The 25,623-nt window shown below is 72.5% G+C and carries 25 protein-coding genes; 16 read left to right on the forward strand and 9 right to left on the reverse strand.

All coding sequences use genetic code 11. From position 1 onward, the window contains the following. Positions 1–37 precede the first annotated feature (37 nt). Positions 38–481 carry an ATP-binding protein gene (locus tag AB0C99_RS00975; RefSeq protein WP_362467864.1) on the reverse strand — a complete coding sequence of 148 codons (444 nt, stop codon included), beginning with the start codon at positions 479–481 and terminating at the stop codon, positions 38–40. Positions 482–700: 219 nt separating this feature from the next. Here AB0C99_RS00975 and AB0C99_RS00980 point away from each other — a divergent pair, with 219 nt between their 5' ends. The 9 genes from AB0C99_RS00980 (at position 701) to AB0C99_RS01020 (ending at position 10,349) form a co-directional block, all read left to right on the forward strand. Beyond that, the gene (locus AB0C99_RS00980) at positions 701–1,492 is read left to right on the forward strand and encodes a hypothetical protein (RefSeq protein WP_362467865.1); all 792 of its coding nucleotides are present in this window, start codon (positions 701–703) and stop codon (positions 1,490–1,492) included. A 168-nt stretch (positions 1,493–1,660) separates the two neighbouring features. After that, a complete protein-coding gene (locus AB0C99_RS00985; protein WP_362467867.1) occupies positions 1,661–2,425 on the forward strand; it encodes a YcnI family protein in 765 nt (254 codons plus the stop codon). 30 nt (positions 2,426–2,455) lie between these two features. Beyond that, positions 2,456–3,196, forward strand: coding sequence for an SCO family protein (locus AB0C99_RS00990; RefSeq protein WP_362467869.1), 741 nt, complete (start codon positions 2,456–2,458; stop codon positions 3,194–3,196). Further along, positions 3,193–3,648 carry a copper chaperone PCu(A)C gene (locus AB0C99_RS00995; RefSeq protein ID WP_362467871.1) on the forward strand — a complete coding sequence of 152 codons (456 nt, stop codon included), beginning with the start codon at positions 3,193–3,195 and terminating at the stop codon, positions 3,646–3,648. Before AB0C99_RS00990 ends, AB0C99_RS00995 begins: the two co-directional genes overlap by 4 nt. Positions 3,649–3,671: 23 nt before the next feature. Continuing rightward, positions 3,672–5,603, forward strand: a complete 1,932-nt coding sequence (locus tag AB0C99_RS01000; RefSeq protein ID WP_362467873.1) for a copper resistance protein CopC — start codon at positions 3,672–3,674, stop codon at positions 5,601–5,603. Positions 5,604–5,620: 17 nt separating this feature from the next. After that, a complete protein-coding gene (gene efeB, locus AB0C99_RS01005) occupies positions 5,621–6,886 on the forward strand; it encodes an iron uptake transporter deferrochelatase/peroxidase subunit (RefSeq protein ID WP_362468101.1) in 1,266 nt (421 codons plus the stop codon). A 51-nt stretch (positions 6,887–6,937) separates the two neighbouring features. After that, a complete protein-coding gene (pheA, locus tag AB0C99_RS01010; RefSeq protein WP_362467875.1) occupies positions 6,938–7,873 on the forward strand; it encodes a prephenate dehydratase in 936 nt (311 codons plus the stop codon). A gap of 383 nt (positions 7,874–8,256) precedes the next feature. Next, on the forward strand, positions 8,257–9,546 hold the full coding sequence (serS, locus tag AB0C99_RS01015) for a serine--tRNA ligase (protein ID WP_362467877.1): 1,290 nt from the start codon (positions 8,257–8,259) through the stop codon (positions 9,544–9,546). After that, positions 9,543–10,349, forward strand: coding sequence for an HAD family hydrolase (locus AB0C99_RS01020; RefSeq protein WP_362467879.1), 807 nt, complete (start codon positions 9,543–9,545; stop codon positions 10,347–10,349). The genes serS and AB0C99_RS01020 overlap by 4 nt, the downstream gene beginning before the upstream one ends. 241 nt (positions 10,350–10,590) lie before the next feature. Here AB0C99_RS01020 and AB0C99_RS01025 read toward each other — a convergent pair whose 3' ends face one another. Beyond that, entirely contained in the window at positions 10,591–11,268 is a 678-nt protein-coding gene (locus AB0C99_RS01025) for a rhomboid-like protein (protein WP_362467881.1), read from the reverse strand. Positions 11,269–11,341: 73 nt separating this feature from the next. Next, positions 11,342–12,745: a dihydrolipoyl dehydrogenase gene (gene lpdA / locus AB0C99_RS01030; protein WP_362467883.1), complete on the reverse strand. Its 1,404-nt coding sequence runs from the start codon at positions 12,743–12,745 to the stop codon at positions 11,342–11,344. 154 nt (positions 12,746–12,899) lie between these two features. On the opposite strand from lpdA, the gene AB0C99_RS01035 reads away from it, so the two are divergent. Beyond that, complete coding sequence (locus tag AB0C99_RS01035) at positions 12,900–13,580, forward strand: GntR family transcriptional regulator (protein WP_362467885.1); 681 nt, start codon at positions 12,900–12,902, stop codon at positions 13,578–13,580. After that, positions 13,577–14,860, forward strand: a complete 1,284-nt coding sequence (locus tag AB0C99_RS01040; protein WP_362467887.1) for an MFS transporter — start codon at positions 13,577–13,579, stop codon at positions 14,858–14,860. Before AB0C99_RS01035 ends, AB0C99_RS01040 begins: the two co-directional genes overlap by 4 nt. Before the next feature lie 48 nt (positions 14,861–14,908). Here the strand turns inward: AB0C99_RS01040 and AB0C99_RS01045 are convergent, their stop codons facing one another. The 4 genes from AB0C99_RS01045 to AB0C99_RS01060 are packed head-to-tail and all read right to left on the reverse strand — an operon-like array spanning position 14,909 to position 18,412. Further along, the gene (locus AB0C99_RS01045) at positions 14,909–15,628 is read right to left on the reverse strand and encodes an ABC transporter permease (RefSeq protein ID WP_362467889.1); all 720 of its coding nucleotides are present in this window, start codon (positions 15,626–15,628) and stop codon (positions 14,909–14,911) included. Positions 15,629–15,642: 14 nt separating this feature from the next. After that, positions 15,643–16,557 (reverse strand): ABC transporter ATP-binding protein, encoded by a 915-nt coding sequence (locus AB0C99_RS01050; protein ID WP_362467891.1) that lies wholly within the window; start codon positions 16,555–16,557, stop codon positions 15,643–15,645. After that, on the reverse strand, positions 16,554–17,459 hold the full coding sequence (locus AB0C99_RS01055) for an ABC transporter permease (RefSeq protein ID WP_362467893.1): 906 nt from the start codon (positions 17,457–17,459) through the stop codon (positions 16,554–16,556). The genes AB0C99_RS01050 and AB0C99_RS01055 overlap by 4 nt, the downstream gene beginning before the upstream one ends. Further along, positions 17,456–18,412: an ABC transporter ATP-binding protein gene (locus tag AB0C99_RS01060; protein WP_362468103.1), complete on the reverse strand. Its 957-nt coding sequence runs from the start codon at positions 18,410–18,412 to the stop codon at positions 17,456–17,458. Before AB0C99_RS01060 ends, AB0C99_RS01055 begins: the two co-directional genes overlap by 4 nt. 284 nt (positions 18,413–18,696) lie before the next feature. Between AB0C99_RS01060 and AB0C99_RS01065 the strand changes: the two genes are divergently transcribed. The 5 genes from AB0C99_RS01065 to AB0C99_RS01085 all read left to right on the forward strand — a co-directional run bounded on the left by AB0C99_RS01065 (position 18,697) and on the right by AB0C99_RS01085 (position 23,503). Further along, positions 18,697–19,557 carry a M24 family metallopeptidase gene (locus AB0C99_RS01065; protein ID WP_362467894.1) on the forward strand — a complete coding sequence of 287 codons (861 nt, stop codon included), beginning with the start codon at positions 18,697–18,699 and terminating at the stop codon, positions 19,555–19,557. Continuing rightward, the gene (locus AB0C99_RS01070) at positions 19,554–21,332 is read left to right on the forward strand and encodes an SDR family oxidoreductase (RefSeq protein ID WP_362467896.1); all 1,779 of its coding nucleotides are present in this window, start codon (positions 19,554–19,556) and stop codon (positions 21,330–21,332) included. The genes AB0C99_RS01065 and AB0C99_RS01070 overlap by 4 nt, the downstream gene beginning before the upstream one ends. Positions 21,333–21,402: 70 nt before the next feature. After that, positions 21,403–22,362 (forward strand): MerR family transcriptional regulator, encoded by a 960-nt coding sequence (locus AB0C99_RS01075; protein ID WP_362467898.1) that lies wholly within the window; start codon positions 21,403–21,405, stop codon positions 22,360–22,362. A gap of 89 nt (positions 22,363–22,451) precedes the next feature. After that, complete coding sequence (locus AB0C99_RS01080) at positions 22,452–22,997, forward strand: RNA 2'-phosphotransferase (protein ID WP_362467900.1); 546 nt, start codon at positions 22,452–22,454, stop codon at positions 22,995–22,997. 53 nt (positions 22,998–23,050) lie between these two features. Next, positions 23,051–23,503: a hypothetical protein gene (locus AB0C99_RS01085; protein WP_362467902.1), complete on the forward strand. Its 453-nt coding sequence runs from the start codon at positions 23,051–23,053 to the stop codon at positions 23,501–23,503. Between the two features lie 21 nt (positions 23,504–23,524). Here the strand turns inward: AB0C99_RS01085 and AB0C99_RS01090 are convergent, their stop codons facing one another. Beyond that, complete coding sequence (locus AB0C99_RS01090; protein ID WP_362467904.1) at positions 23,525–24,415, reverse strand: LLM class flavin-dependent oxidoreductase; 891 nt, start codon at positions 24,413–24,415, stop codon at positions 23,525–23,527. Positions 24,416–24,626: 211 nt separating this feature from the next. Next, positions 24,627–25,544, reverse strand: a complete 918-nt coding sequence (locus AB0C99_RS01095; protein WP_362467906.1) for a serine/threonine-protein kinase — start codon at positions 25,542–25,544, stop codon at positions 24,627–24,629. Between the last annotated feature and the right edge of the window lie 79 nt (positions 25,545–25,623).

The raw sequence follows: 25,623 nt of genomic DNA on the forward strand, positions 1-25,623 counted from the left end.
CGGGGCCCTCGCGTACGTACATGGGGGGCGGTCCCGGTCAGGTCAGCGCGAGCGGGGCGTCCGGGCGCCACTTGATGATCTTGTCGAAGCTGACCAGCGCCCCGCCCCGGCCGGTCCGCCCGAAGTGGACGTGGTCGGCGAGCTCCTCGATCAGCCGCAGCCCGCGCCCGTGCTCCGCGTCGGGCGCCGCCGGACGGCGGCCGGGGGCCGGGGCGAAGCCGGGGCCCGAGTCCGCGACCTCGATGCGACAGGTCTCGCCGTCGAGATAGGCGGTCACCCGGTACGCCTGCGAGCCCTCGCCCGGATCGACCGCGCCGCCGTGCTCGACGGCGTTGGCGCACGCCTCGGTCAGCGCCACCGACAGCTCGTACGACACGTCCGGATCCACACCCGCGGTCTCCATCGTGCCGAGCAGCAGCCGGCGGGCGAGCGGGACGCTCGCGGCCTCGCGCCGCAGATGCAGGGACCACCAGATGCTCATGCTTCAGCCTCCTGGCTGCGGCTCGACATACTGCGGCACGACATACCGATACCTATTGCCGGACAGGGTGGTCCATAAGCCCCGAGGCGCGTCAGGAGCGCCCGTTCGGCGGATGCACTGACCGCGTGCGCCGGTGTATGTCGCCCCGAAGACGCCCAAGCGTGACCTTCCGGACCTGCCGTATGGGAGGGGAGGGGCTGGTGCGATGATGGGCCCGCCATGTCTGCCCCCGCGTTCGCGCCACGCATGCTGAGGGCCGCGGTGTTCACCGCGGTCTGTGTCGTGCTGTCCGCGCTCGGGCACTCGCTGGCCGCCTGCGCGGGGATCGCGCTGTGGTCGGTGGCCGCCGGTTTCCTCGGCGTCTTCGGCATCACCGTCCTCTTCACCGGGCGCGAGCGCTCGCTGCCCGCCATCGTCGGCGCCCTGACCGCCGGACAGCTCGGCCTGCACGCCCTGTTCGGGATCGGCCAGCGCCGGCTCACCATGGGCGCCGAGACCGACCAGGCCCTCGTCCGGCTGGCCGCCAAGCTGGTCTGCGGCCAGGGCGGCACCGCCCTGAGCCCGGCCGACGCGGCCCGGATCGTCAGCGACGCGGGGCTCGCCCCGGCCGCCGCGGGCGGCGGGCACGGCCACATGGCGGGCATGGCCGGGACCGGGGGCGCGGCGGCAGCCGAGCTGGTGCCCGGCCTGCCCATGCTGCTCGGCCACCTGCTGGCCGCGCTGGCCACCGGCTGGCTGCTGCGCCGCGGCGACCTCGCGCTCACCCGCCTGGTCCGGCTCTCCGCGCAGGGCGCCACCGAGCTCGCCACGCTGAGCCTGGTCCGCGCGCTGCGCGCCGCGCTCTCCCTCGTACGGGCCCTGCTCGCCGGGCTGCCGGCGGCGCCGGCCACCGGGCCGCGCGGACCCGTCCGCACCGCCTTCGACACCTCGCCGCCGCCGGTGGCCGAGGCGCTCCAGCACACCGTGATCAGGCGCGGCCCCCCGGCCGCCCCCTGCGTCCTCGCAGCCTGACGCGGACCGCTCGGAGGGAGCGGATCCGCGGTCGCCCGCGCGCGGGCGGCCCCCGGACGACCCCGCCCGGCCGCAACGGCGGCCAGGCGACGCGCCGTCGGCACGCCGTGCCGCGCCGCGCCGCGCGTCCGGTTCCGACTTCACCTTCGAGCTGGAGTGTCTTCTGCCATGAGCGTTTCCCGTACCCACCTCTCCCGTGCCGTCCTCGCGGGCGGCGCCGCCGTCGCCGGCGTCCTGCTGCTGGCCCCCGCCGCCTCCGCGCACGTCGGCGTGCAGCCGCTGGGCGAGGCCGCCAAGGGCGGCTACGCGACCGTCAACGTGAAGGTGCCGAACGAGCGCGACAACGCCTCCACCGTGAAGGTCGAGCTCAACTTCCCGACCGACCACCCGCTGGCCTCCGTGATGCCGCAGCCGATCCCCGGCTGGAAGGTCGAGGTCACCAAGTCCAAGCTGGCCAAGCCGCTGGAGCTGCACGGCAAGCAGATCAACGAGGCCGTCTCCAAGGTCACCTGGACCGCCGACGGCTCCAAGATCGGCCCCGGCCAGTTCCAGCAGTTCCCGCTCTCCCTCGGCCAGCTGCCCGAGGACACCGACCAGCTCGTCCTCAAGGCGATCCAGACCTACGACAACAATGAGGTCGTGCGCTGGATCGAGGAGCCCAAGGACGGCGCGCCGGAGCCCGAGAGCCCGGCCCCGGTGCTGAAGCTGTCCGCGGCGAGCGACGACCACCACGGTGGCGCCGCCGCCACGTCCGGCGACAAGTCCTCCGACAAGGCCGGTGACAAGGCCGGTCACGACGAGAAGGCCGGCGGCCACGAGGAGGCCGCCGGGTCCACCGACTCCGCGGCCCGCGTCCTCGGCGTGGTCGGCATCCTCGTGGGGCTCGCCGGCATCGCCTTCGGTGTCCTCGCCGGACGCCGCCGCTCGGCCTGACGGCCGTTCCCTCAACCCGGAAGAAACACCATGTCCGACAGCAAGAATGCCGCTCAGCAGACCGGTGCCGACGACACGCGGAACGGCGGCCGTCCCGGCCGCCGCGCCCCGCTGATCGCCGCCGCCGTGGCGATCGTCGCGGCGCTCGGGATCACGGCCGCGGTCGGCCTCGGCGACGGCGACAAGAAGCCCGGCACCACGAGCGGGCCGGTCGCCGAGGTCTCCGGCGGCAGCGACAACGACAAGGCCGCCACCGTCCTGGACCGGCCGTTCACCAAGCCCGACCTCGTCCTCACCGACACCAAGGGCCAGCCGTACGACCTGCGCGAGGCCACCAAGGGCAAGCCGACGCTCATCTACTTCGGCTACACCCACTGCCCCGACGTCTGCCCGCTGACGATGAGCAACATCGCCATCGCCCGCAAGCAGCTCCCCAAGGCGGACCAGGACAAGCTCCAGGTCGTCTTCGTCACCACCGACCCGGACCGGGACACCCCGGCCGAGCTCGGCAAGTGGCTGCCCGCCGCCGGCGACCCGTCCTTCGTCGGCCTCACCGGCGACTTCAAGGCCATCCAGGCGGGCGCCCGCTCCATCGGCATCGGCATCGACCCGGCGAAGAAGGAGGGCGACACCGTGGTCTCCATGCACGGCGCCCAGGTCATCGCCTTCTCGCCGACCACCGACCAGGGGTACGTCCTGTACGGCGAGAGCACCAGCGCCGAGGACTACGCCAAGGACCTGCCGAAGCTCATCAAGGGGGAGAACCCGTGAACCGCCGCACCACCGTCCTGTCCGCCTCCGTCGCGCTGGCCGCCGCGCTCGCGCTGACGGGCTGTTCGGGCGGGTCCTCCGACGCGCCCGAGCTCAAGGTGAGCGGCGCCTACATGCCGCAGCCGGTGATGGACATGGCAGGCGGCTTCCTCACCATCACCAACGGCGGCGACGTCGCCGACAAGCTCACCTCCGTCACCAGCACCCTCTCGGACGACGTCACGATGCACGAGACGAAGAACCAGAAGATGCAGGAGGTGAAGACCTTCGACATCCCGGCGAACGGCGAGCTCAAGCTCGAACGCGGTGGCAACCACCTGATGTTCATGGAGCTGAAGAAGCAGCCGAAGCAGGGCGACAAGGTCAGCATCGAGCTCCACTTCGAGAAGTCCGGCCCCCTCAAGGTCGAGCTTCCCGTCGAGGCGCCGAACCACAACCCGAAGCAGCACTGAGCCAGTCGAGGGAGAACCGGACGATGACCCCCACCGCCCCGCGCCTCGGGCCCGCCGCCATCCGGCTGCTGCTCGTCGTGGCCGCGCTCCTGGGCACGCTGCTCGCCACGGCGAGCCCCGCGTCCGCGCACGCGGCCCTGACGGGCAGCGACCCGCAGGACGGGGCGGTGGTCGCCACCGCCCCCAAGAACGTCGACCTCACCTTCTCCGAGCAGGTCGCCATGGGCGCCGACTCGATCCGGGTCCTCGACCCCGCAGGGAAGCGGGTGGACACCGGCGAGATCCGCGACCTGTGCAGCGGCTCGATCGTGCGCTACGGCGTCGAGCTGCTGCCCGGGCTGCCCGACGGCACCTACACCGTGGCCTGGCAGACCGTCTCCGCCGACAGCCACCCCGTCTCCGGGGCCTTCACCTTCTCGGTCGGGGCCCCCTCCCAGACCTCCGTCGCCCTGCCCGAACAGAGCGCGGGCGGCGGGATCGTCGGCGCGCTCTACGGGATCGCGCGCTACCTCGCGTACGCCGGTTTCGTCGTGCTCGTCGGCGGCGGCGCCTTCGTGCTGGCCTGCTGGCCGCGCGGCGCGGGTGTCCGGCCGGTGCAGAAGCTCGTGGTGCGCGGCTGGCTCACGCTGACCGGCGCCACCCTGGCGATGCTGCTGCTCCGCTCCCCGTACACCGGCTCGGGCAGGCTCGCCGACGTCTTCGACCTGGCCGGGCTCCAGTCCGTGCTGTCCACGAAGACCGGCGCCGCGCTCTCCTCGCGGCTGCTGCTGCTCGGCGCGGCGGCGCTGTTCGTGGCCGTGCTGTTCGGCGCGTACGCCCGGCGCACCGACGAGAAGGAGCACAAGGACCTCACCTTCGGCCTCGCGCTCGGCGGCACCGTCGTCGCGGCGGGCATCGCCGGCACCTGGGCGCTCGCCGAGCACGCCTCGACCGGGCTCCAGCCGGGCATCGCGATGCCGGTGGACATCCTGCACCTGCTCGCGGTGGCCGGCTGGCTCGGCGGGCTCACCGCCCTGCTGGTCGCGCTCTACCGGGACCCCTCGGTCGAGCGGACGGCGGTCGAGCGCTACTCGAAGCTCGCGTTCGGCTCGGTCCTCGTCCTCGTCGCCACCGGGATCTACCAGTCCTGGCGGCAGGTCGGCAGCTGGTCGGGGCTGACGGACACCCGGTACGGGCAGCTCCTGCTGGTGAAGATCGGGCTGGTCGCCGTCCTCGTGGGCATCGCCTGGGTGTCCCGGCGCTGGGTGCGGCGGCTCGCCGACGCGGAGGCGCCGGGGGGCCGGGGGCCGGACGCGGACACGGACACGGAGCCGGACGCGGATGCGGATCTGGAGGAGGAGCCCGAGTCTCACGGCGAGGGCGACGACGCCCCCGACGCCGCTCGCTCCGCGCAGCTCGCCCGGCAGCGGGCCGCCGTGGCCACCGCGCGCCGCAAGCGGGAGCGGGACGCCGACCCCGAGCGGGCCGGGCTGCGCCGCTCGGTGCTGACCGAGGCCGCCGTCGCGGTGGTCCTGCTCGCCGTCACCACCGTGCTGACCTCGACCGAGCCCGCGCGTACGGAGGAGGAGGCGGGCCGGCTCAAGGCCGCGTCCGGCTCCGCCGCCGTGCCCAACCGCCCGATCGACGTCCGGCTGCCCTTCGACACCGGCGGCGTGGACGGCAAGGGCACCGTGCAGCTGACCCTCTCCCCCGGGCGCACCGGGGCCAACGCGCTGCACATCTTCGTGCTGCGGCCCAACGGGCGCCCGCTGGACGTGCCCGAGGTGAAGGTCGCCTTCACCCTCACGGAGAAGCAGATCGGCCCGCTGCCGGTACTGCCGGACCGCATCCAGACCGGGCACTGGACCGCCTCCAGCGTCCAGCTCCCGATGGCCGGCGAGTGGAAGATGCAGGTCACCGTGCGCACCTCCGAGATCGACCAGACCACCATCGACAAGAACGTGAAGATCGGCTGAGCCTCGTGGACGACCCCGTGAACGACGACCACCACCTCGACATCTCGCGGCGGAAGCTGCTCGGCACCGTCGGTGCGGCGGGCGCGACCGGGCTCGTGATCGGCGCCGCCGGCGGGATCGGCCTCGCGGCGGCGGACGGGGGCGGCTCGGGCGCCGCCGACGCGACCGCGCTCGCCTCGGTCGGCGCGACCGAGGCGATGTTTCACGGGAAACATCAAGCGGGGATCACCACTCCGCTTCAGTCCCGGGGCCACCTGGTCGCCTTCGACCTCGCCCCGGGCGCGGGCCGCAAGGAGGCCGCCGCGCTGCTGCGCCGCTGGTCGGCGACGGCGAAGGCGCTGATGGCGGGCGAGCCCTCGGCCGCCGACACCGGGATCGCGCTCGACGCCGGGCCCTCCTCGCTGACCGTGACCTTCGGCTTCGGGCGTGCCTTCTTCGACCGCACCGGGCTCGTCGCGCGCCGCCCGGAGCAGCTCGACCCGCTGCCCGCGTTCTCCTCCGACGCGCTCGACCCGAAGCGTTCGGAGGGCGATCTGTGGGTGCAGATCGGCGCGGACGACGCGCTCGTCGCCTTCCACGCGCTGCGCGCGCTGCAGAAGGACGCCGACGGGGCGGCGCGGGTGCGCTGGCAGATGAACGGCTTCAACCGCTCGGCCGGGGCCACGGCCCGGCCGATGACCGCCCGGAACCTGATGGGCCAGGTGGACGGCACGAACAACCCGAAGCCGGCCGACCCGGACTTCGACCGGCGGATCTTCGTCGAGCGGGGCGGCCCGGGCGGCTCCGGCGCGCAGGAGTGGATGGCGGGCGGCTCGTACGCGGTGGTGCGGCGGATCCGGATGCTGCTGGACGACTGGGAGAAGCTGCCGCTGGAGCGGCAGGAGAAGGTGATCGGCCGGCGCAAGTCCGACGGGGCGCCGCTGACCGGCGGGACCGAGACCACCCCGCTGGACCTGGACAAGCGGGGTCCGGACGGGAAGACGGTCATCCCGGACAACGCCCATGCCCGGATCTCCGCCCCCGAACAGAACGGCGGCGCGGCGATGCTGCGGCGCCCCTTCTCCTTCCACGACGGGATCGCCGCGGACGGCACCCCGGACGCGGGGCTGCTCTTCGTCTGCTGGCAGGCCGATCCGCTGCGGGGTTTCGTGCCGGTGCAGCGGAAGCTGGACCGGGGCGACGCCCTGTCGCCGTTCCTGCGGCACGAGGCGAGCGGCCTGTTCGCGGTGCCGGGCGGGGCGGCGGAGGGCGAGTACGTGGGCCAGCGGCTGCTGGAGTCGTAGGGCCCGTCCAGCGGCGCGCCGCGGGTGACCGGCTGCCATTAGGGTGACCGTATGTCAGCCACCCGGTATACGTATCTCGGTCCCGAAGGCACGTTCACGGAGGCCGCGCTGCGGACCCTGCCCGAGGCAGCGACGCGGGAGCTGGTCCCGATGGTCTCGGTCCCGGCGGCGCTGGACGCCGTGCGCAACGGCGAGGCCGCGGCGGCGCTCGTGCCGATCGAGAACTCGGTCGAGGGCGGGGTGACCGCGACCCTGGACGAGCTGGCTTCGGGCGAGCCGCTGATGATCTACCGCGAGGTGCTGCTGCCGATCGCCTTCGCCCTGCTCGTACGGCCGGGGACGAAGCTGTCGGAGATCAAGACCGTCACGGGGCACCCGGTGGCCCAGCCGCAGGTGCGGAACTGGCTGCGGGCGCATCTGCCGGAGGCCGTGTGGGAGTCGGCCGCGTCCAACGCGGACGGGGCGCGGCTGGTCCAGGAGGGGCGCTTCGACGCGGCCTTCGCGGGCGAGTTCGCGGCGTCGACCTACGGCCTGGAGCCGCTGGTCACCGAGATCCACGACGCGGAGAACGCGGAGACGCGCTTCGTGCTGGTGGGCCGCCCGGCCAGGCCCGCGGCGCCGACCGGCGCGGACAAGACCTCGGTGGTGCTGTGGCTGGGTGAGGACCACCCGGGCGCGCTGCTGGAACTCCTTCAGGAATTCGCGGTGCGCGGGGTCAATCTGATGCTGATCCAGTCGCGTCCCACGGGCGCGGGGATCGGCAACTACTGCTTCGCGGTGGACGCCGAGGGCCATATCTCGGACCGGCGGGTCGGGGAGGCGCTGATGGGGCTGAAGCGGATCTGCCCGAAGGTGCGCTTCCTCGGCTCGTACCCGAGGGCGGGGGTCGCGGTCGAGGACGTGCGCGCGCTGCGGCGCGGGACCTCGGACGCGGAGTTCACGGACGCCTCGGACTGGCTGGCGCGGGCCCAGGACGGCCGCGCGTAGCGGTCCGGGCCGCCGCAGAGCGGGTTTCCCACAAAGTTATCCACAGGCGGCCGTCTCGACCTGGGGACAAGTCGACAAGGCCGTCCACGGGCGCCCACGACATCTCCGCCACGTCGATAAATCGTCGTCACCCCCGCTCCGGGGGCCCACTCTCCAGAGCGAGGTATTCCCACTCGAAAGAGTGGGAAAATGTCGTCGATCATCGTGGTCCACAGATCTTCCACACAGCCTGTGGATAACCCTTCGAGGTGTCGCATTCCTGTGGAGAACTCCGGGCGAACCGCGAATGGGAAAAGCATCGAAAAATAAAGCAATTCGGGCAAAGCGACACGCATGTCCTTATCGAGTGGGGCCGCACGATCGCGCACCGGTAGCCTGGTGGGGTGATTGACCTTCGCCTGCTCCGTGAGGACCCCGACCGTGTTCGCGCCTCCCAGCGCGCCCGTGGAGAGGACGTCGAGCTCGTCGACGCCCTGCTCTCCGCCGATGAGCGGCGCAGGTCGTCCGGCGTCCGCTTCGACGAGCTCCGATCCGAGCAGAAGGCGCTCGGCAAGCTGATCCCCAAGGCCACCCCCGAGGAGCGCGCCGCGCTCCTCCAGAAGGCCGAGCAGCTCAAGACCGACGTCAAGGCCGCCGAGGCCGAGCAGAACGAGGCCGACGAGACGGCCCGCGCGCTCCTCCTGAAGCTCGGCAACATCGTCCACCCCGACGTCCCCGTGGGCGGCGAGGAGGACTTCGTCGTCCTGGAGACGCACGGCACCATCCGCGACTTCGCCGCCGAGGGCTTCGAGCCCAAGGACCACCTGGAGCTCGGCGAGGCGCTCGGCGCCATCGACGTCGAGCGCGGCGCGAAGGTCTCCGGCTCGCGCTTCTACTACCTGACCGGCGTCGGCGCGCTCCTGGAGCTCGCCCTGGTCAACGCGGCGATCGCGCAGGCCACCGAGGCCGGCTTCATCCCGATGCTCACCCCCGCGCTGGTCCGCCCGCGCGCCATGGAGGGCACCGGCTTCCTCGGCCAGGCCGCGGAGAACGTGTACCACCTGGAGAAGGACGACTACTACCTGGTCGGCACCTCCGAGGTCCCGCTCGCCGCGTACCACATGGACGAGATCATCGAGGCCGACAAGCTGCCGCTGCGCTACGCCGGCTTCTCGCCGTGCTTCCGCCGCGAGGCCGGCACCTACGGCAAGGACACCCGCGGCATCTTCCGCGTCCACCAGTTCGACAAGGTCGAGATGTTCTCGTACGTCGCCCCGGAGGACGCCGAGGCCGAGCACCAGCGGCTGCTCGACTGGGAGAAGCAGTGGCTGACCTCCCTGGAGCTGCCCTTCCAGGTGATCGACGTCGCCACCGGCGACCTGGGCTCCTCCGCCTCCCGCAAGTTCGACTGCGAGGCGTGGATCCCGACCCAGGGCAAGTACCGCGAGCTGACCTCCGCCTCCAACTGCGACGGCTTCCAGGCCCGCCGCCTGTCCGTCCGGATGCGCGACGAGCAGGGCGGCAAGAAGACGGTGCAGCCGCTGGCCACCCTGAACGGCACGCTGTGCGCCGTACCGCGCACCATCGTGGCGATCCTGGAGAACCACCAGCTGCCCGACGGTTCGGTGCGCGTGCCCGAGGTGCTGCGCCCGTACCTCGGCGGCCGTGAGGTCCTGGAGCCGATCTCCAAGTGAGCACCTTCCCCTACCGCCTGGTGGCCACGGACCTCGACGGCACGCTGCTGCGCGCCGACGAGTCCGTGTCGGACCGCACGCGCGAGGCGCTCGTCGCCGCCACGGAGGCGGGCGCCGCGCACATCGTCGTGACCGGCCGGGCGGTGCCCTGGACCCGGCACATCCTCGACGACCTCGGCTACGAGGGCATCGCGGTGTGCGGCCAGGGCGCGCAGGTCTACCACGCGGGCGAGCACCGGCTGCTGACCTCGCTGACTCTGGACCGGCAGCTCGCGGGCCTCGCCCTGTCCAAGATCGAGGCCGAGGTGGGCCCGCTGGCGCTCGCCGCGAGCCGCGACGGGCTGGACGGCGAGGTGCTGGTCGGGCCGGGCTACGGCGTCCAGGAGGGCCCGCTGCCCTACCTGCCGTACGAGGACCCGGCGGAGCTGTGGGCGGCGCCGCTGACCAAGCTCTACCTCCAGCACCCGACGCTCGGCGACGACGAGCTGACCCGGATCGCGCGCGAGACGGTCGGCGGGCTCGTCGACGTCGTCATGGCGGGCCCCGGGATCGTGGAGGTCCTGCCGCTCGGCCTGAGCAAGGCGACCGGGCTCTCCCTGGCCGCCCGCCGGCTGGGCGTGAAGGCGGCGGAGACGATCGCCTTCGGCGACATGCCCAACGACATCCCGATGTTCGGCTGGGCCGCGCACGGCGTCGCCATGGGCAACGCCCACGAGGAGCTGCGGGCGGTGGCCGACGAGGTGACCGCCACCAACGAGGAGGACGGCATCGCCGTCGTCCTGGAGCGCCTGCTGAGCGCCTAGACGCCGGTACGGGAAGCGGGGCGGCCCGCGCGGTTCGCCCCCGCGCGCTCGAAGCGGCCGCCCCCTTCCCGTATCCCTAGGGCCTGTCTGACGATTCGCGTCGGATCAGGCCGGGTCGTCCGGTGCGTGCGCTCGGCGTGCGGCCGGGGCGCCCTCGTAGCGGAGCTACTTGGGCGTTTCGGCCGTGCGGCGAGCGTGCGTGCCGGACGGGCCGGACCCGACGGGAATCGTCAGACAGGCCCTAGTGTGGTCCGGGCGCCCCCGCGTGGACCACCGGTTTATCCGGTACGTGCCGGGTCAGCGGCCAGAACGCGAGCCCGATGAGCAGCGAGATCGCGTGCCCCAGGTCGACGTAGGTGCGGTCGGTGACCAGCGGGACGGCGAAGAAGGCCACCGCCCCCGCCAGATAGAACCAGCGCCAGGGCCGGGGCAGCCGGTAGGTCAGGATGCCGACCGAGGCGGCGAGGCCGTAGCTCACCCCGATGTCGACGACGTGCGCCATGCTGCGCGGCACGTCGTGGTCCTGGATCGCCTGGAGGACGACCTTCTGGCTGATCAGGGTCGCGGCGATGTGCGCCGTCGCGACGACGACCAGCCATCTCGCCGTGCCCAGCCAGCGCTCGACGGGCGCGTGGAAGATCTCGAAGAGGACCGCGTAGAGCAGCAGGCTCGCCGGGTTCTCGATCCAGAACGCGCTGCCGATCAGCGCCCGCACCGGGTGGCGGGAGAGCTCGTGCAGATTGCTGCTGTTGCGGTGCAGCAGATAGTGCTCCAGGCCGTCCGGGGACAGCGCGATGAGCAGGCTGGTGGCCGCGATGACGGCCAGCCAGACATGCGTACCGGGTGACGAGCGCACCCACGACCTGATCGGTCGGGACGGCTCGCCACCCGGGGCGTGGTGAGAGGTTTCGCGTGGCACGTGTCGTGCCTATCACCCCGAGCTGGGTGATACCCGTGAGAAACCTGGGAAATCGATCGCCGGAAACCGTCCGTCAGAAATTGATCATGTGGCCGGAGATGCCGTGGATCGCTTCCTTCACGGCCTCGCCCAGCGTCGGGTGGGCGTGCACGTTGCGCGCCACCTCGTGGACCGTGAGGTCCCACTGCTGCGCCAGGGTGAGCTCGGGCAGCAGCTCGGTGACGTCCGGGCCGATCAGGTGGGCGCCGACGATCTCGCCGTACTTCGCGTCGGCGACGATCTTGACGAAGCCGGTCGGGTCGCCGAGGCCGTGCGCCTTGCCGTTCGCCATGAAGGGGAACTTCGAGACCTTGACGTCGTAGCCCTTCTCACGGGCCTGCGCCTCGGTGTAGCCGAAGCTGGCGATCTGCGGCTGGCAGTAGGTCGCGCGCGGGATCATCGCGTAGTCGAGCTCCATCGTCTCGGCGTCCGCGATCGTCTCGGCGGCGATGACGCCCATGGCCTCGGCGGTGTGCGCGAGCATCAGCTTCGCGGTGACGTCGCCGATGGCGTAGATGTGCGGCACGGAGGTGCGGCAGCGGCCGTCGACGTCGACGGCGCCGCGCTCGGTGAGGGCGACCCCGGTGTTCTCCAGGCCGTAGCCGGCGACGTTCGGGGCGAAGCCGATGGCCTGGAGGACCTTGTCGGCCTCCAGCACCTTGCTCGCGCCGTCCTTGCCGGTGACCGTGACGCGGACCTGCGGGCCGGACTCGTCGATGGCCTCGACGCGGGTGGAGGTGAGGACGTCGATGCCCAGCTTGCGGTACTGCTTGGCGAGCTCCTTGGACACCTCCTCGTCCTCCAGCGGGGCCATCCGGTCGAGGAACTCGACGATGGTGACCTTGGTGCCGTAGCTGTTCAGCACGTACGCGAACTCGATGCCGATGGCGCCGGCGCCGGCGATGACGATCGACTGCGGGGCGTCCTCGGCGAGGATCTGCTGCTCGTACGAGACGACGCGGTCGCTCAGGGCCGTGCCGGGCAGCAGACGCGGGCTGGCGCCGGTGGCGAGGATGCAGTGGTCGAAGGTGATCGTCTGCGCGGTGCCGTCGGCCTTGTTCACCTGGAGGGTGTTCGCGTCGAGGAAGGTGCCCCGGCCGTCGAACTCGGTGATGCCGTTCTTCTTCATCAGGAAGTGGACGCCCTTGACCCGGCCGTCCGCCACCACGCGGCTGCGGTTGAACGCCTCGCGGTAGTCGAAGGAGACCGTGCCGTCGACCTTGATGCCGAAGGTCTTGGCCTCGTGGGTGAAGATGTGGGCGAGCTCGGCGTTGCGCAGCAGCGCCTTGGTGGGGATGCAGCCGACGTTCAGGCAGACACCGCCCCAGTACTTCTCCTCGACGACCGCGACCCGCTTGCCCAGCTGGGCGGCGCGGATGGCGGCGACGTAGCCGCCGGGGCCAGCTCCGAGTACGACGACGTCGAAGCGGTCTGACATGACTGACTCCCGAGGGTGGTGAGGGTGTTCGGTCCGCGTACGAGGCCACAGTAGTCCCGCCGCCGGGCGCGGGCCGGGGCCAGCGGAAAGCACAGTTGTAGGATGACTGGGCAACCGGGCCAATGAAGAGCTGTGAGGACGTGGTGACACTGTGATGGCGCTGAGGGCGGCGGGACGGGTCTCGCTGGTGGACTCCGTGGTGGAGCAGCTGCGCACGCAGCTCAGCGAGGGCGAGTGGGCCGTCGGCGACCGCATCCCCACCGAGCACGAGCTCGCCGAACTCCTCGGCGTCGGCCGCAACACCGTCCGCGAGGCCGTCCGCGTCCTGGTCCACGCCGGGCTCCTGGAGTCCCGGCAGGGCAACGGCACCTTCGTCAGGTCCACCGCCGACCCCGCCGCCGTGCTGCGCGGCGTGCGGCACGCGGGCGCCCTGGACATCCTGGAGCTGCGCGTCGCCCTGGAGGCCGAGGCCGCGCGCCTGGCGGCGGTGCGCCGGGACACCCACGACCTGCTGCGGCTGCGGGCGGCCCTGACCGGGCTGCGCGAGGGCGGCGACCGGGACGCCGCCGCCGACGTCGCCTTCCACCGGGCGGTCGTCGAGGCCACCCACAACACGGCCTTCGGCGAGGTCTACCGCTTCTTCTCCGCCCAGGTGCACGAGTCCCTGGTCGAGGCGCTCGGCGACCACGCCATGCCGCCGGTCGACATCGACGCCCACGAGACGCTGGTCGCGGCGATCGAGGCGGCCGACCCGGACGCGGCGGAGGCCCAGGCGCGGGAGCTGCTGCGGGTGCCGATGGAGACCGTCGCCGCGCTGACGGGGGGCGGGCGATGAGCCGGGAGACCTCCGAGGCGCCGGTGACGCACGCCCCGCCGCCGCTCGTCGACGCGGAGGCCGACGTCCGGCCCTCCGCGGCGGGCGCCGCCGCCCGGCGGGCCCTGCTCCGCCACCCGGCGCTGCTCCTGGTCGGCATCGTGCTGGCCTCGGTCAACATGCGGGCCGCGCTGGCCAGCGTCTCGCCGCTGGTCGGCGAGATATCCGAGACGTACGGACTGTCGTCGACCGCGTCCTCGCTGGTGACCTCGGTCCCGGTGCTCTTCCTTGGCGTCGGCGCGCTGGTCGCGCCCTGGCTCGGGCGGCGCTTCGGCACGGAGCGGGTGCTGTGCGCGGCGCTGCTGCTGCTCGCCGCCGGAATCCTGGCGCGGGTGCTGCCCTCGGCGGGCGCGCTGTACGCCGGCGGCGTCCTGGTGGGCACCGCCATCTCGTTCCTGAACGTCCTGATGCCCGGCCTCATCAAGCGCGACTTCCCGGACCGGGCCGCCTCGATGACCTCCGTCTACACCGGCTCGATGATCGCGGGCGCCACCGTCGTGGCGGCCTGCTCGGTGCCGCTGGAGCGGGCCCTCGGCGGCTGGCAGGCGTCGCTCGGCTTCTGGTCGCTGCTCGCGGCGGTGGCGGCGCTGGCCTGGCTGCCGCAGGTGCTGATCGCCCGGGGCCGCACCGGGCACGAGGTGCGGGCCGCGCGCCCCGGCACCGCGCCCGCCCGGTCGGTGTGGCGCTCGCCGCTGGCCTGGCAGGTCACCCTGTTCATGGGGCTGCAGTCGCTGTGGTCGTACGTCCTGATCGCCTGGATGCCGACGATCTTCACGGACCACGGGATGAGCCGCTCGACGGCGGGCGTGGTCTTCGCCTTCAACAACCTGATCCAGGTGGCCGGCGCCTTCGCCGTGCCGCTGCTCGCGGGCCGGATGCGCAGCCAGCGCCCGCTGGTCGTGCTGGTGACGACGATGGTCGCGGCGGGCTACACCGGGCTGATGCTCGCCCCGGTGCAGGGCGCCTGGCTCTGGTCGGGGGTCCTCGGCGTGGGCCAGGGCGGCGCGGTGGGCCTCGCGCTCACCCTGATCGTGCTGCGCTCGGGCGACGCGGTGACGGCGGCGCGGCTGTCCGGCATGGCGCAGACCGTCGGCTATCTGCTGGCCGCGGCGGGCCCGCTGGCGGCGGGCGCCCTGCACCAGGCGACGGGCTCCTGGACCCCGCCGATCCTCGCCGTCCTCGGCGTCTGCGCGGCGGCCCTCACGACGGGCCTGCTGGCCGCCCGCGACCGCACGGTCTGACGCGGGCGGCACCGCCGGCGCCCCGCGCGGGGCCCCGGCGACGGCGGCCTACTCCTCGCCCGCCAGCGTCATGCTTCGCAGCTTGTGCCCGGCGAACCAGGTCGCCGCGACCGTCACCGCGGTCAGCAGCACCACCGCGGTCGGCAGGGCCACCTCGGAGCTGATCAGGCCGTCGCCGGTGACCTTCTCCGCGAGGGCCAGCGCCCACTGCTGGACGCTGAGGGTCTTGGCGCCCGCGATGAGGGAGCCGAACAGGGCCTCCCAGACCAGGGCGTAGACCAGGCCGATGACGACCGCGTGCCGGCTGACCGTGCCCAGCAGCAGGAACAGCGCGCTGTACGCGATCGAGGAGACCAGCGCCGCCACCGTGTAGGCGACGGCGACCTGCTGCCCGTTGCCGTTGAGGATGAAGCCGGCGATCAGCGTGGGCACGGCGGAGAAGACCATCGTCACGGCGATGGCGACGATCAGCTTGGTGAAGACGATGGTGGACCGCTTCACCGGCTTCGACAGCAGATAGACGATCGAGCCGTCGTCGATCTCCGGGCCGATCGCGCCCGTGCCGGCGATCACGCCGATCAGGGGCACCATCGTCGCCAGCGCGAATCCGCCGAGGACGTCGGCCGCGACCTGGTCGTCGGCGCCGTTGAACAGGCGGACCGCCGCGGCGATCAGGAGCAGCAGGGCCGGCAGTCCGAACAGGATCAGGGCCCGTCGGCGGCCGAGGAGGGCCCGGTAGGTGAGCCGGGCGACTGTGGGGTTGTACATCGGTCGGGCTCCTTTCAGGCCGCTACGAGATACGAGAAGACCGATTCCAGGGATTCGTCCGAGGGCGAGACCGTGAGCAGCCGGATGCCCCGCTCCTTGGCCACCCTCGGCAGCAGTTCGGTGAACCGCCCGAAGTCGACGGCCTGGACGCGCAGTCCGCCCTCGGCCGAGTGGTCGACCTCGATGCCGGCCGTCGACGGGTCGGCGATCAGCGCCGCCGCCAGGGCCCGGTCGTCGCTGGAGCGGACGAGATAGCGGTGCGGCCGGTCCGTCATGAGGCGGCGGATGCGCCGGAAGTCGCCGGAGGCGGCGTGCCGGCCGGCCACGATCACCTCGATGTGCGAGGCGAGCTGCTCGACCTCCTCCAGGATGTGCGAGGAGAACAGGACCGTGCGGCCCTCGGCGCCCATGCGCCGCAGCAGGTCCATCAACTGCATCCGCTGGCGCGGGTCCATGCCGTTGAAGGGCTCGTCGAGCAGCAGCACGGACGGCTCGTGGACGAGGGCCGAGGCCATCTTCACGCGCTGTCTCATGCCCTTGCTGTACGTGGAGATCTTGCGGTCCTGCGCGTACTCCATCTCGACGGTGGCGAGGGCGCGCCGGGCCTCCTCGTCGCCGAGGCCCTGGAGCTCGGCGTTGGCGACGACGAACTCGCGGCCGGTGAGGAAGTCGTACATCGCCTCGCGCTCGGGGACGACGCCGATCTTGCGGTAGACCGACTCGTTGCGCCAGATCGCCTCGCCGTCGAGGGTGACGGTGCCGGTGGAGGGGGGCAGGAAGCCGCCCATCATGTTGATCAGGGTGGACTTCCCGGCGCCGTTGGGACCGAGCAGGCCGGTGACCCCGGGGCCGACGGTCATGGTGACGTCGTTGACCGCCACGACGTTGCCGAACCAGCGCGAGGCGTGGTCGATGGTGAGCGTGGTCACAGTCCGACCTTTCGGTAGCGGCGCATCAGCACGCCGTACGAACCGGCGATGAGCGCGAGGACGACCAGCAGGTAGACCACGCCGACCGCCGTGCCGGGCGCCGCTGCCTCCCCGCCGGGGGCGGCGGTGGGCGCGCCGAGGAAGGCGTCCTGCACGCCGCCGATGAGGGTGAGCGGCGAGAAGAGGCCGATCCACTTGACCGCGCCGACGTTGTCGGTGCCGTAGGCGATGCCCTGGAGGGTGCTGACCGCCCCGTAGGAGATCACCAGGGCGGCGATGACGGCGGCGACGCCGAAGCCGCGGCGCGGGGTGAGGGCCGCCATGACGAGGCCGATGCCGCCGAAGAGCAGCGAGAGCAGCGCCACGGAGACGAGGCCCTGGCCGAGCATCTTGGTCTGCTCGACGAAGTCCATCTTGGCGAGCAGCGAGCCGATCCACAGGATCAGCAGCGGGGAGGCGGTCAGCACGAACATCGCGGAGGCCATCGCCCCGTACTTGGCGAGCACGTAGTCCACGCGCTCGATCGGGCGGGCGAAGTAGAGCGGGACGGTGCGGAAGCGCAGGTCCCGGGAGACCGACTGCGGGGCCTGGGAGGCCACGAAGATGGCGATGACCATCTGGAGGAAGATCGCGTACTGGGTGTACTCGATCGCCAGCTTCGAGGACTTGGTGACGACCGCGACGGCGACGATGATCAGCGCGGGCACGCACATCACCGCGAAGAGCAGCATCGGCAGCACCTTGGACTTGGCGCTGCGGCCCAGTCCGTAGGCGCCGCGCAGCGACTGGGAGAACAGCGCCCGGCGGGCGGCGGGGCGGCCCAGGCGCGGTCCGTCGTAGCCGCGGTAGCCGATGTTGTGGATCTGCGTGTTCGCCGTGCTGTCAGTGGCCTGGGAACTCATCGCGTCGGCACCTCCTCCTGCTGCTGCGGCTTGAAGACCTCGGCGATGTGGTGGCGGCGCTGCTCCATGCGGACCAGGCCGAGGCCGAGGCCGGCGACGGTGTCGCGGACCAGGTCGTACGTCTCCTCGCCGGCGGCCTCCAGGAGCAGGATGTGCCCGGCGCCCGGCAGGCCGTCCTCCACGCCGTCCCGCAGGGTCACCCCGGCGGCGGCCAGGGCCGCGCGGAGGGCCTCCGTGCCGTCGGGGTGGGTGTCGGAGTCGGTGACCTCGACCGCGAGGGTCGTGGTCGTGCGGGTGAAGTCGCTGGTGGAGCTGGAGCGGAGCAGCCGGCCGCCGTCGATGACGACGACGTGGTCGCAGGTGCGCTCCAGCTCGCCGAGGAGGTGGGAGGTGACCAGGACCGAGATGCCGAAGTCCGTCCAGACCCGGCGGATCAGGCCGAGCATGTCGTCGCGGCCGACCGGGTCGAGGCCGTTGGTCGGCTCGTCGAGGAGGACCAGCTTCGGGTCGTGGACGAGGGCCTGGGCCAGCTTCACGCGCTGCTTCATGCCCGTCGAGTAGCCGCCCATGGGGCGGTAGCGCTCCTCGTAGAGGCCGACGTGGCGCAGGGTGTCGGCGGTGCGCTCGCGGGCGGCGGTGGCGGGCAGGCCGGACATCCGGGCCATGTGCACGACGAACTCGGTCGCCGAGACGTCCGGCGGCAGGCAGTCGTGCTCCGGCATGTAGCCGACGCGCTCGCGGATCTGGGCGCCGGAGGTGGTGACGTCGAGTCCGAGGACTTCGGCGCGGCCCTCCGTGGCCGGGGACAGACCAAGAAGAATCTTGATCATCGTCGACTTGCCGGCTCCGTTGGCACCCACAAGTCCGGTCACACCGGGCCCGATGTCCAGGGAGAGCCGGTCGAGAGCGGTCACCCGGGGGAACCGCTTGCTGAGGCTTTCGGTCGCGATCACAGTCACACAGACGACGGTAGTGGTGTGCGCCACAGCGGTCGTCAGACCAACGGCTCGATCCCTCTCCGACTCCAGACGTACAAGCCCGTAGGGGAGTCGAGACCAAAGTCGTTCCGCGGCGACTCCGGCAGCGGCTCCGGCGTGGTTCCGGCGTGGTTCCGGCCACGGTTCTCCACAGGCTGCGCCGGACCCCTTGACTCAGCCGCCGAGCATTGTCACATTCATCGATGTCAAGTTACGTACGCGTAGCGTCGCCGGGCGCTCACACGGGACGGGCGGGTGGCATGGCCTCAGCAGGCACGGCAGGGACGCGCGAACTCAGCGCGGAGCTGCGCGGATTCAGAGAGGTGCAGCGCCTCGCGTACGAGTGCGCGGAGGCGGTCGCGGCGCAGCTCAAGCCGGGCGTGACGGAGCGCGACGCGGCCCGGATGCAGCGCGAGTGGCTGTACGAGCGGGGGGTGCGGGACTGGTTCCACCGCCCGTTCGCCTGGTTCGGCGACCGCACGGCCTTCGTGGACTTCAAGGTCCCGCTCCAGTTCTTCCCGACGAACCGGCGGCTGGAGGCCGGGATGCCGTTCATCCTGGACATGGCCCCGGTCCACAAGGGCTTCACGGCGGACATCGGCTACTCCGGCTGCCTGGGCCTCGACCCGCTGCACGACAAGCTCCTCGCGGATCTCAAGGAGCACCGCGAGCTGATCCTGCGCGAGGTGCGCGAGCGCCGGACGCTGCGCGCGATCTACGAGGACGTGGACCGCCTGATGGTCCGCCAGGGCTATGCGAACCGGCACCGGGCCTATCCCTTCGGCGTGATCGCCCACAAGATCGACCGGGTGCGGGAGCGACGCTGGTCGCCGACCGTGTTCGGCTTCGGCACCCAGGCGCTCAAGGGCCTGGCGAGCGACGCCCTGCACGGCCACCGGGACGGCTGGTCGCCGCTCTGGTCGCCGTACCGCTTCTCCGACCACCCGCCCCAGCCGGGCCTCTGGGCGGTCGAGCCGCACCTCGGCTTCCGGGGCACGGGCGCGAAGTTCGAGGAGATCCTGGTCGTCACCGACTCCCGGGACCCGGAGCAGAGCGCGTTCTGGCTGGACGACGACCTGCCGCACGTGCGGCGCTGGAGCGAGGAAGAGGTGGCGGTGTGACGACCGACGGGGCGCGGGAGCGCTGGGTCCGCACGGGCGGGATCGAGCTGTGCGTGGCCGAGCTGGGCGACGAGTCCCGGCCGACCGTGCTGCTGGTGCACGGCTATCCGGACTCCAAGGAGGTCTGGTCGGAGGTCGCGGTCCGGCTCGCCGAGCGCTTCCACGTGGTGCTGTACGACGTCCGGGGCCACGGCCGCTCGACGGCTCCGGCCCCGCTGCGCGGCGGGTTCACGCTGGAGAAGCTGACGGACGACTTCCTGGCCGTCGCCGACGCGGTCAGCCCGGACCGCCCGGTCCATCTGGTCGGGCACGACTGGGGCTCGGTGCAGTCCTGGGAGTTCGCGACCGTCCCGCGCACCGAGGGCCGGATCGCCTCCTTCACCTCGATGTCCGGGCCGTCGCTCGACCACTTCGGGCACTGGATCAAGAGCCGGATGACCCGGCCCACCCCGCGCCGGGTCGGCCAGCTCCTCGGCCAAGGCGCCAAGTCCTGGTACGTGTACATGCTGCACACCCCGGTGCTCCCGGAGCTCGCCTGGCGGGGCCCGCTCGGCAAGCGCTGGCCGCGCCTCCTGGAGCGGCTGGAGCGCGTCCCGGCCGGCGACTACCCGACGGCGTCCCTGCCCGTCGACGCGGCGCACGGCGCCTGGCTCTACCGGGACAACGTGCGGTCGCGGCTCGCCCGGCCGCGCGCCGACGCCTACGCGCACGCGCCGGTGCAGCTGATCACCCCGACCGGCGACGCCTTCCTCTCCGAGCGGCTCTACGACGACCTGGCCGACTGGGTGCCCGACCTCACCCGGCGCACCCTCCCGGCCAAGCACTGGGTGCCGCGCACCCGCCCCGACCAGCTGGCCTCCTGGATCTCCGAGTTCGTCGAGGCGAACGAGGAGCCGGCGACCAGGGCGCCGAAGCCCGCGCTCCGCGCCGGGGTGCGCCCGGAGCACGCGGAGCGCTTCGGCGGGCAGCTCGTCCTGGTGACCGGCGCCGCCAGCGGCATCGGCCGGGCCACCGCCTTCGCCTTCGCGGAGGCCGGCGCCCGGGTCGTGGCGGTGGACCGGGACGCCGAAGGGGCCGCCCGTACGGCCGAGATGGCGCGGCTGATCGGCGCGCCCGCGGCCTGGGGCGAGACCGCCGACGTCTCCGACGAGGCCGCGATGGAGAAGCTGGCCGCGAAGGTCGCGAGCGAATACGGCGTGCTCGACGTGCTGGTGAACAACGCGGGCATCGGGCTGACCGGCTCCTTCTTCGAGACGACGAGCGAGGAGTGGAAGCGGGTCCTCGACGTCAACCTGTGGGGCGTCATCCACGGCTGCCGGCTGTTCGGCGCGCAGATGGCGGAGCGCGGCCAGGGCGGCCACATCGTCAACACGGCCTCGGCGGCGGCCTTCCAGCCCTCCCGCGCGCTGCCCGCGTACAGCACGTCGAAGGCGGCGGTGCTGATGCTCAGCGAGTGCCTGCGGGCCGAGCTCGCGGACCAGGGCATCGGCGTCTCGGCGATCTGCCCCGGCATCGTCAACACCAACATCACGTCCACGGCCCGGTTCGCCGGCGTCACGGACGAGGCCGAGGAGAAGCGGCGGCAGCGGAAGGTCTCCCGGCTCTACGGGCTGCGCAACTACCCGCCGGAGAAGGTCGCGGACGCGGTCCTGGACGCGGTGCTGCGGGACCGGGCCGTGGTCCCGGTGACACCTGAGGCGCGCGGCGCGCACCTGGCCTCGCGGTTCTCCCCGGGCCTGCTGCGGGCGCTGGCCCGCTGGCAGCCGCCGGCGTAGCGGGAGGCGTCGGGGCGAGGCGGTCGTACCATCCCTCGCAGACAGAGGAGAGCGGTCGGTGGGAGTGGTCGTGTCGGAGCATGCGTCGGAGCGGTCGGCTCATCCGGAGTACCGGATCGAGGATCTGGCCCATCACAGCGGGGCCACGGTCCGGACCATCCGCGCCTACCAGGACCGGGGCCTGCTGCCCCGCCCCGAGCGGCGCGGCCGGTCCAACGTGTACGGGGACACGCATCTGGCGCGGCTGCGGCAGATCGCCGACCTGCTGGACCGCGGCTACACCCTGGCCTCCATCAAGGAGCTCCTGGAGGCGTGGGACGCCGGCCGCGGTCTCGGCGGGGTGCTCGGCCTGGTCGCCGAGGTCGACGGCCCCTGGACGGACGAGGAGGCCGACCGGATCTCGCGCGACGAGCTCGACGCGCGCTTCGGCGGCCGGCCCGACGAGGAGGCGGTCCGGGAGGCGATCGAGCTCGGCGTCCTGGAGCGCATCCCGGGCCGCGAGGCCGAGGAGTACCTGGTCCCGAGCCCTCAAGAGCTCGCGGTGGCGGTCGAGTTGTACGCGGCGGGTGTCCCGCTCGCCGCGATCACCGGGCATCTGCGGGAGCTTCGGGGCCAGGTCGAGCACATAGCTTCCCGTTTCCTGGAGTTCACGACGGAGCACGTCTTCGCGCGCTATCTGGAGCACCGCCCTCCGACGGACGCGGACGCGGCGGAGGCGGCCACCCTGGTGCGGCGGCTGCGCCCGCTCGCCCAGCAGACCGTGGACGCCGAACTGGCGCGGGCGATGCGCCTGTTCGCGACCCGTCACCTCCAGCAGCACCTCGTCGCGGACCTCCCGCTGCCGAGGGGCGAGGAGCCGCGCGCGGTGGCGCTCCCGCCGGAGACGATCCAGGCCGTGCAGCGGCTCGTTGGCCCGCCGCACGTGTCCGCTTTCATCGCCGCGGCGACCGAACGAGAGGTACAGAAGCGCACATTGGACACTCTTACCTCAAATGCCGCAAACGACAGTCAAATCACCCAATCCACCTGAGGATAAAGATGTGTTGTCCACAGAATCACCAAGTAGCCTGTGGATAAACCCACTTGGCTGTGGATCAAACCTGGGGCTTCAATGAATTCATGAACGACGAGAAACGCACCGTGAAGGTGTCGAAATATCTCGCGAAGCACCTTCGTCACCAGCCGGAACGCATCGGCCTCGTCCTCGATCCGCACGGCTGGACCGAGATCGGCGCCCTGCTGGCCGCGGCCGCCGCGCACGGCTTCCCGATCACCCGTGCCGAGCTCGACCACGTGGTCGCCGTCAACGACAAGAAGCGCTTCGCCGTCGAGGGCGGCCGCATCCGCGCCAGCCAGGGCCACACCGTCGCGGTGGACCTGGACCTGCCGGCCGCCGAACCGCCCGCGTACCTCTTCCACGGTACGGTCGGCTCCGCGCTGCCCGCCATCCGGACCGAGGGCCTGCGCCCCATGGCCCGCCACCACGTACACCTCTCGCGGGACCGCGAGACGGCCACCCGGGTCGGAGCCCGCCGCGGCCGGCCGGTGGTGCTGAGCGTCGACGCCGGGGCGATGCACCGGGCCGGACACGTCTTCCACGTCAGCGCCAACGGCGTCTGGCTCACCGACGCCGTACCGCCGGAATTCCTGCGCTTCCCGGGCTGAGGCAGGGCCGAAGCATGGCTGACGCGGGGCAGGGCTGGGGCATGATCGTTGTCATGGAACACCCGCAACTGCCCACCACCGAGTCGGCCGTCGCCGCGATCCGCGAGATCGCCCGGGAGTCCGGCCTGGAGATGACGGTCACCGACGACATCGGCGCCGACCAGACCTCCCGGCGCAGCTCCGCCGGCCTCTTCACCGTCCTCGACCCGGACGGCTCGCTCCCCCACGAGGCGTTCGTCGAGCTCGCCGGCTCCCCCTCGGTCACCGTCCGGCTGTACGCCGACGGGGACGCCCGGATCACCGTCGAGGGCATCGGCTTCGACGACGTCCCCCGGGACGCGGTCCCCGCCTTCCTGCGCTCCGTGTACGGCGGTCTCGCCCATGTGAAGGGCCGTTTCTTCCCGCCCGGCTGGCGGCTGGTCGTCCCGCTCCCCGGCGACGAGACCTACAAGGAGCTCATCCACATGAGCGGGCTCACCCCGTGGCTGTCGGGCCGGGTGCGCTGACCCGGCCCCGCCCACGGCCTCTCAGCGCAGCTGGCCGAGCGCCTCGGTGGCGATCTTCTCGAAGACCGACTCGTCGGCCGCGAACACCGAGTCCGCGATCGGCATGTGCACCACCAGCTCGGTGAAGCCCAACGCGAAGTGGGTCCCCGCGAAGTCCACGAAGGCGTCGAAGGAGTCCAGCGGACGGTCCGGGGTGAAGCCCGTGAGCAGCACCTTCTCCATCGGCCCGGCCTCCCGGCCGATCTCCGCGCAGGCCCTGCCCAGCTTCGCGATCTGCCCGCGCAGCGCCTCCACGGACTGCTCCGGGGTGCCGTCCTCGAACAGCTTCGGATCGCCCGTCGTCACCCACGCCTGCCCGTGCCGCGCGGCCAGCTTCAGCCCGCGCGGGCCGGTCGCCGCCACCGCGAACGGCAGCCGCGGACGCTGCACGCAGCCGGGGATGTTCCGCGCCTCCTCCGCCGAGTAGAACGTGCCCCGCGCGGACACCGCGTCCTCGGTGAGCAGCCGGTCCAGCAGCGGTACGAACTCGGCGAAACGGTCCGCCCGCTCCTTCGGCGTCCACGCCTCCTGCCCGAGCGCCGTGGCGTCGAAGCCGTTGCCGCCCGCGCCGATGCCCAGCGTGACCCGGCCGCCCGAGATGTCGTCGAGCGAGATCAGCTCCTTGGCCAGCGTCACCGGGTGCCGGAAGTTCGGCGAGGTGACGAGCGTACCCAGGCGCAGCCGCTCGGTGGCCCCCGCGGCGGCGGTCAGCGTCGGCAGGGCCCCGAACCAGGGGCCGTCCCGGAAGGTCCGCCAGGACAGGTGGTCATAGGTGTACGCGGTGTGGAAGCCGAGCTGCTCAGCGCGCAGCCACTGGTCACGGCCTCCCTCGTGCCAACGACGGGTCGGAAGGATCACGGTACTCAGACGCATGCCACCGACCCTACGGGAAGCCGCGACGCCAGGCCCGGGCCCGGCGGATCCAGCGCGGCAGGCCGGCCCGGCCCCGGCAGCACCGACCTGCGCGGCAGCCGCCCGGAAGAACCGCTCAGCGCGGCAGCCGCCCGGAAGAGCCGCTCAGCGCGGCAGGCCGGCCCGGCCCCGGCAGCACCTCCCGGCGCGGCAACCCGCCCGGCAGGTCCGCTCAGCGCGGCAGCCAGCCCAGCAGGGCCGCCGCCGTGAACACCGCGCCCGACGCCAGCCAGACCGTGCGCCGGGTCAGCGGTCCGCGGCCCTCCGGGGGCTGGGGGTGCGGCACCGGGGCCAGCAGCGCGTCCGCGAAGGCGCGGGCGGTCGCCGGCCGGTCCGCCGGCTCCACCGACATCGCGGCCCGCAGCAGCAGGGCGACGCTCGGCGGGAGCTCCGCCTCGGCCGGGAGCGCCGGCAGCGTCGAGGCGGCGGCGGACGGCTGCTCGGTCATCAGGGCGGTGGCCCGCCCGCCCGCGCCGAACGGCTTCTTCCCGGTCAGCAGCTCGTACGCCACGACGGCCAGCGCGTACACATCGGCGCGCCCGTCGAACCCGGCCGTCTGGAACGCCTGTTCCGGCGCCATGTACGCGGGCGTGCCCGTGGTCACCGTCAGCCCGGACGCGTCGGCCAGCTGCTTCGCGCTGCCCAGGTCCGCCACCAGCACCTCGGCGGCCCCGGCACCGGTGGCGAGCAGCAGGTTGGACGGCTTGACGTCGCGGTGCACCACGCCGGCCTCGTGCAGGACCTGGACCGCGTAGCCCGCCTCGGCGGCCAGCCGCAGCGCCTCCTGCGGATCGCACCGCCCGACCCGGTCCGCCAGGGTGCCGCCGCGTACGTAGTCCATGACGAAGAAGGGCCGGTCCTCCTGCACCCCGACGTCGTGCACGCGGACCACCCGCGGGCTGGCGATCCGGCGCAGCAGCCGCGCCTCCGCCAGGAACCGCTCGCGCACATCGGCGTTGGCCGCCCAGTTGTCGGCCAGCACCTTCACCGCGACCTCGGTGTCGAGCTCCGGATCGTAGGCTTTCCAGACCGTCGCGAAGGAGCCGGCTCCGAGCCGCTCGAGAAGGAGGTAACGGCCGAGGTTGCGCATGTGGCAGCATTCTGCCGGAGTCGGCGGGAGTGGGGAACTCCCGTTCGGCGGAGGGGTGCCGGACGGCACGGAACGGGGG

It is taken from the genome of Streptomyces sp. NPDC048659 (assembly GCF_040650575.1).
GTDB lineage: Bacteria > Actinomycetota > Actinomycetes > Streptomycetales > Streptomycetaceae > Streptomyces.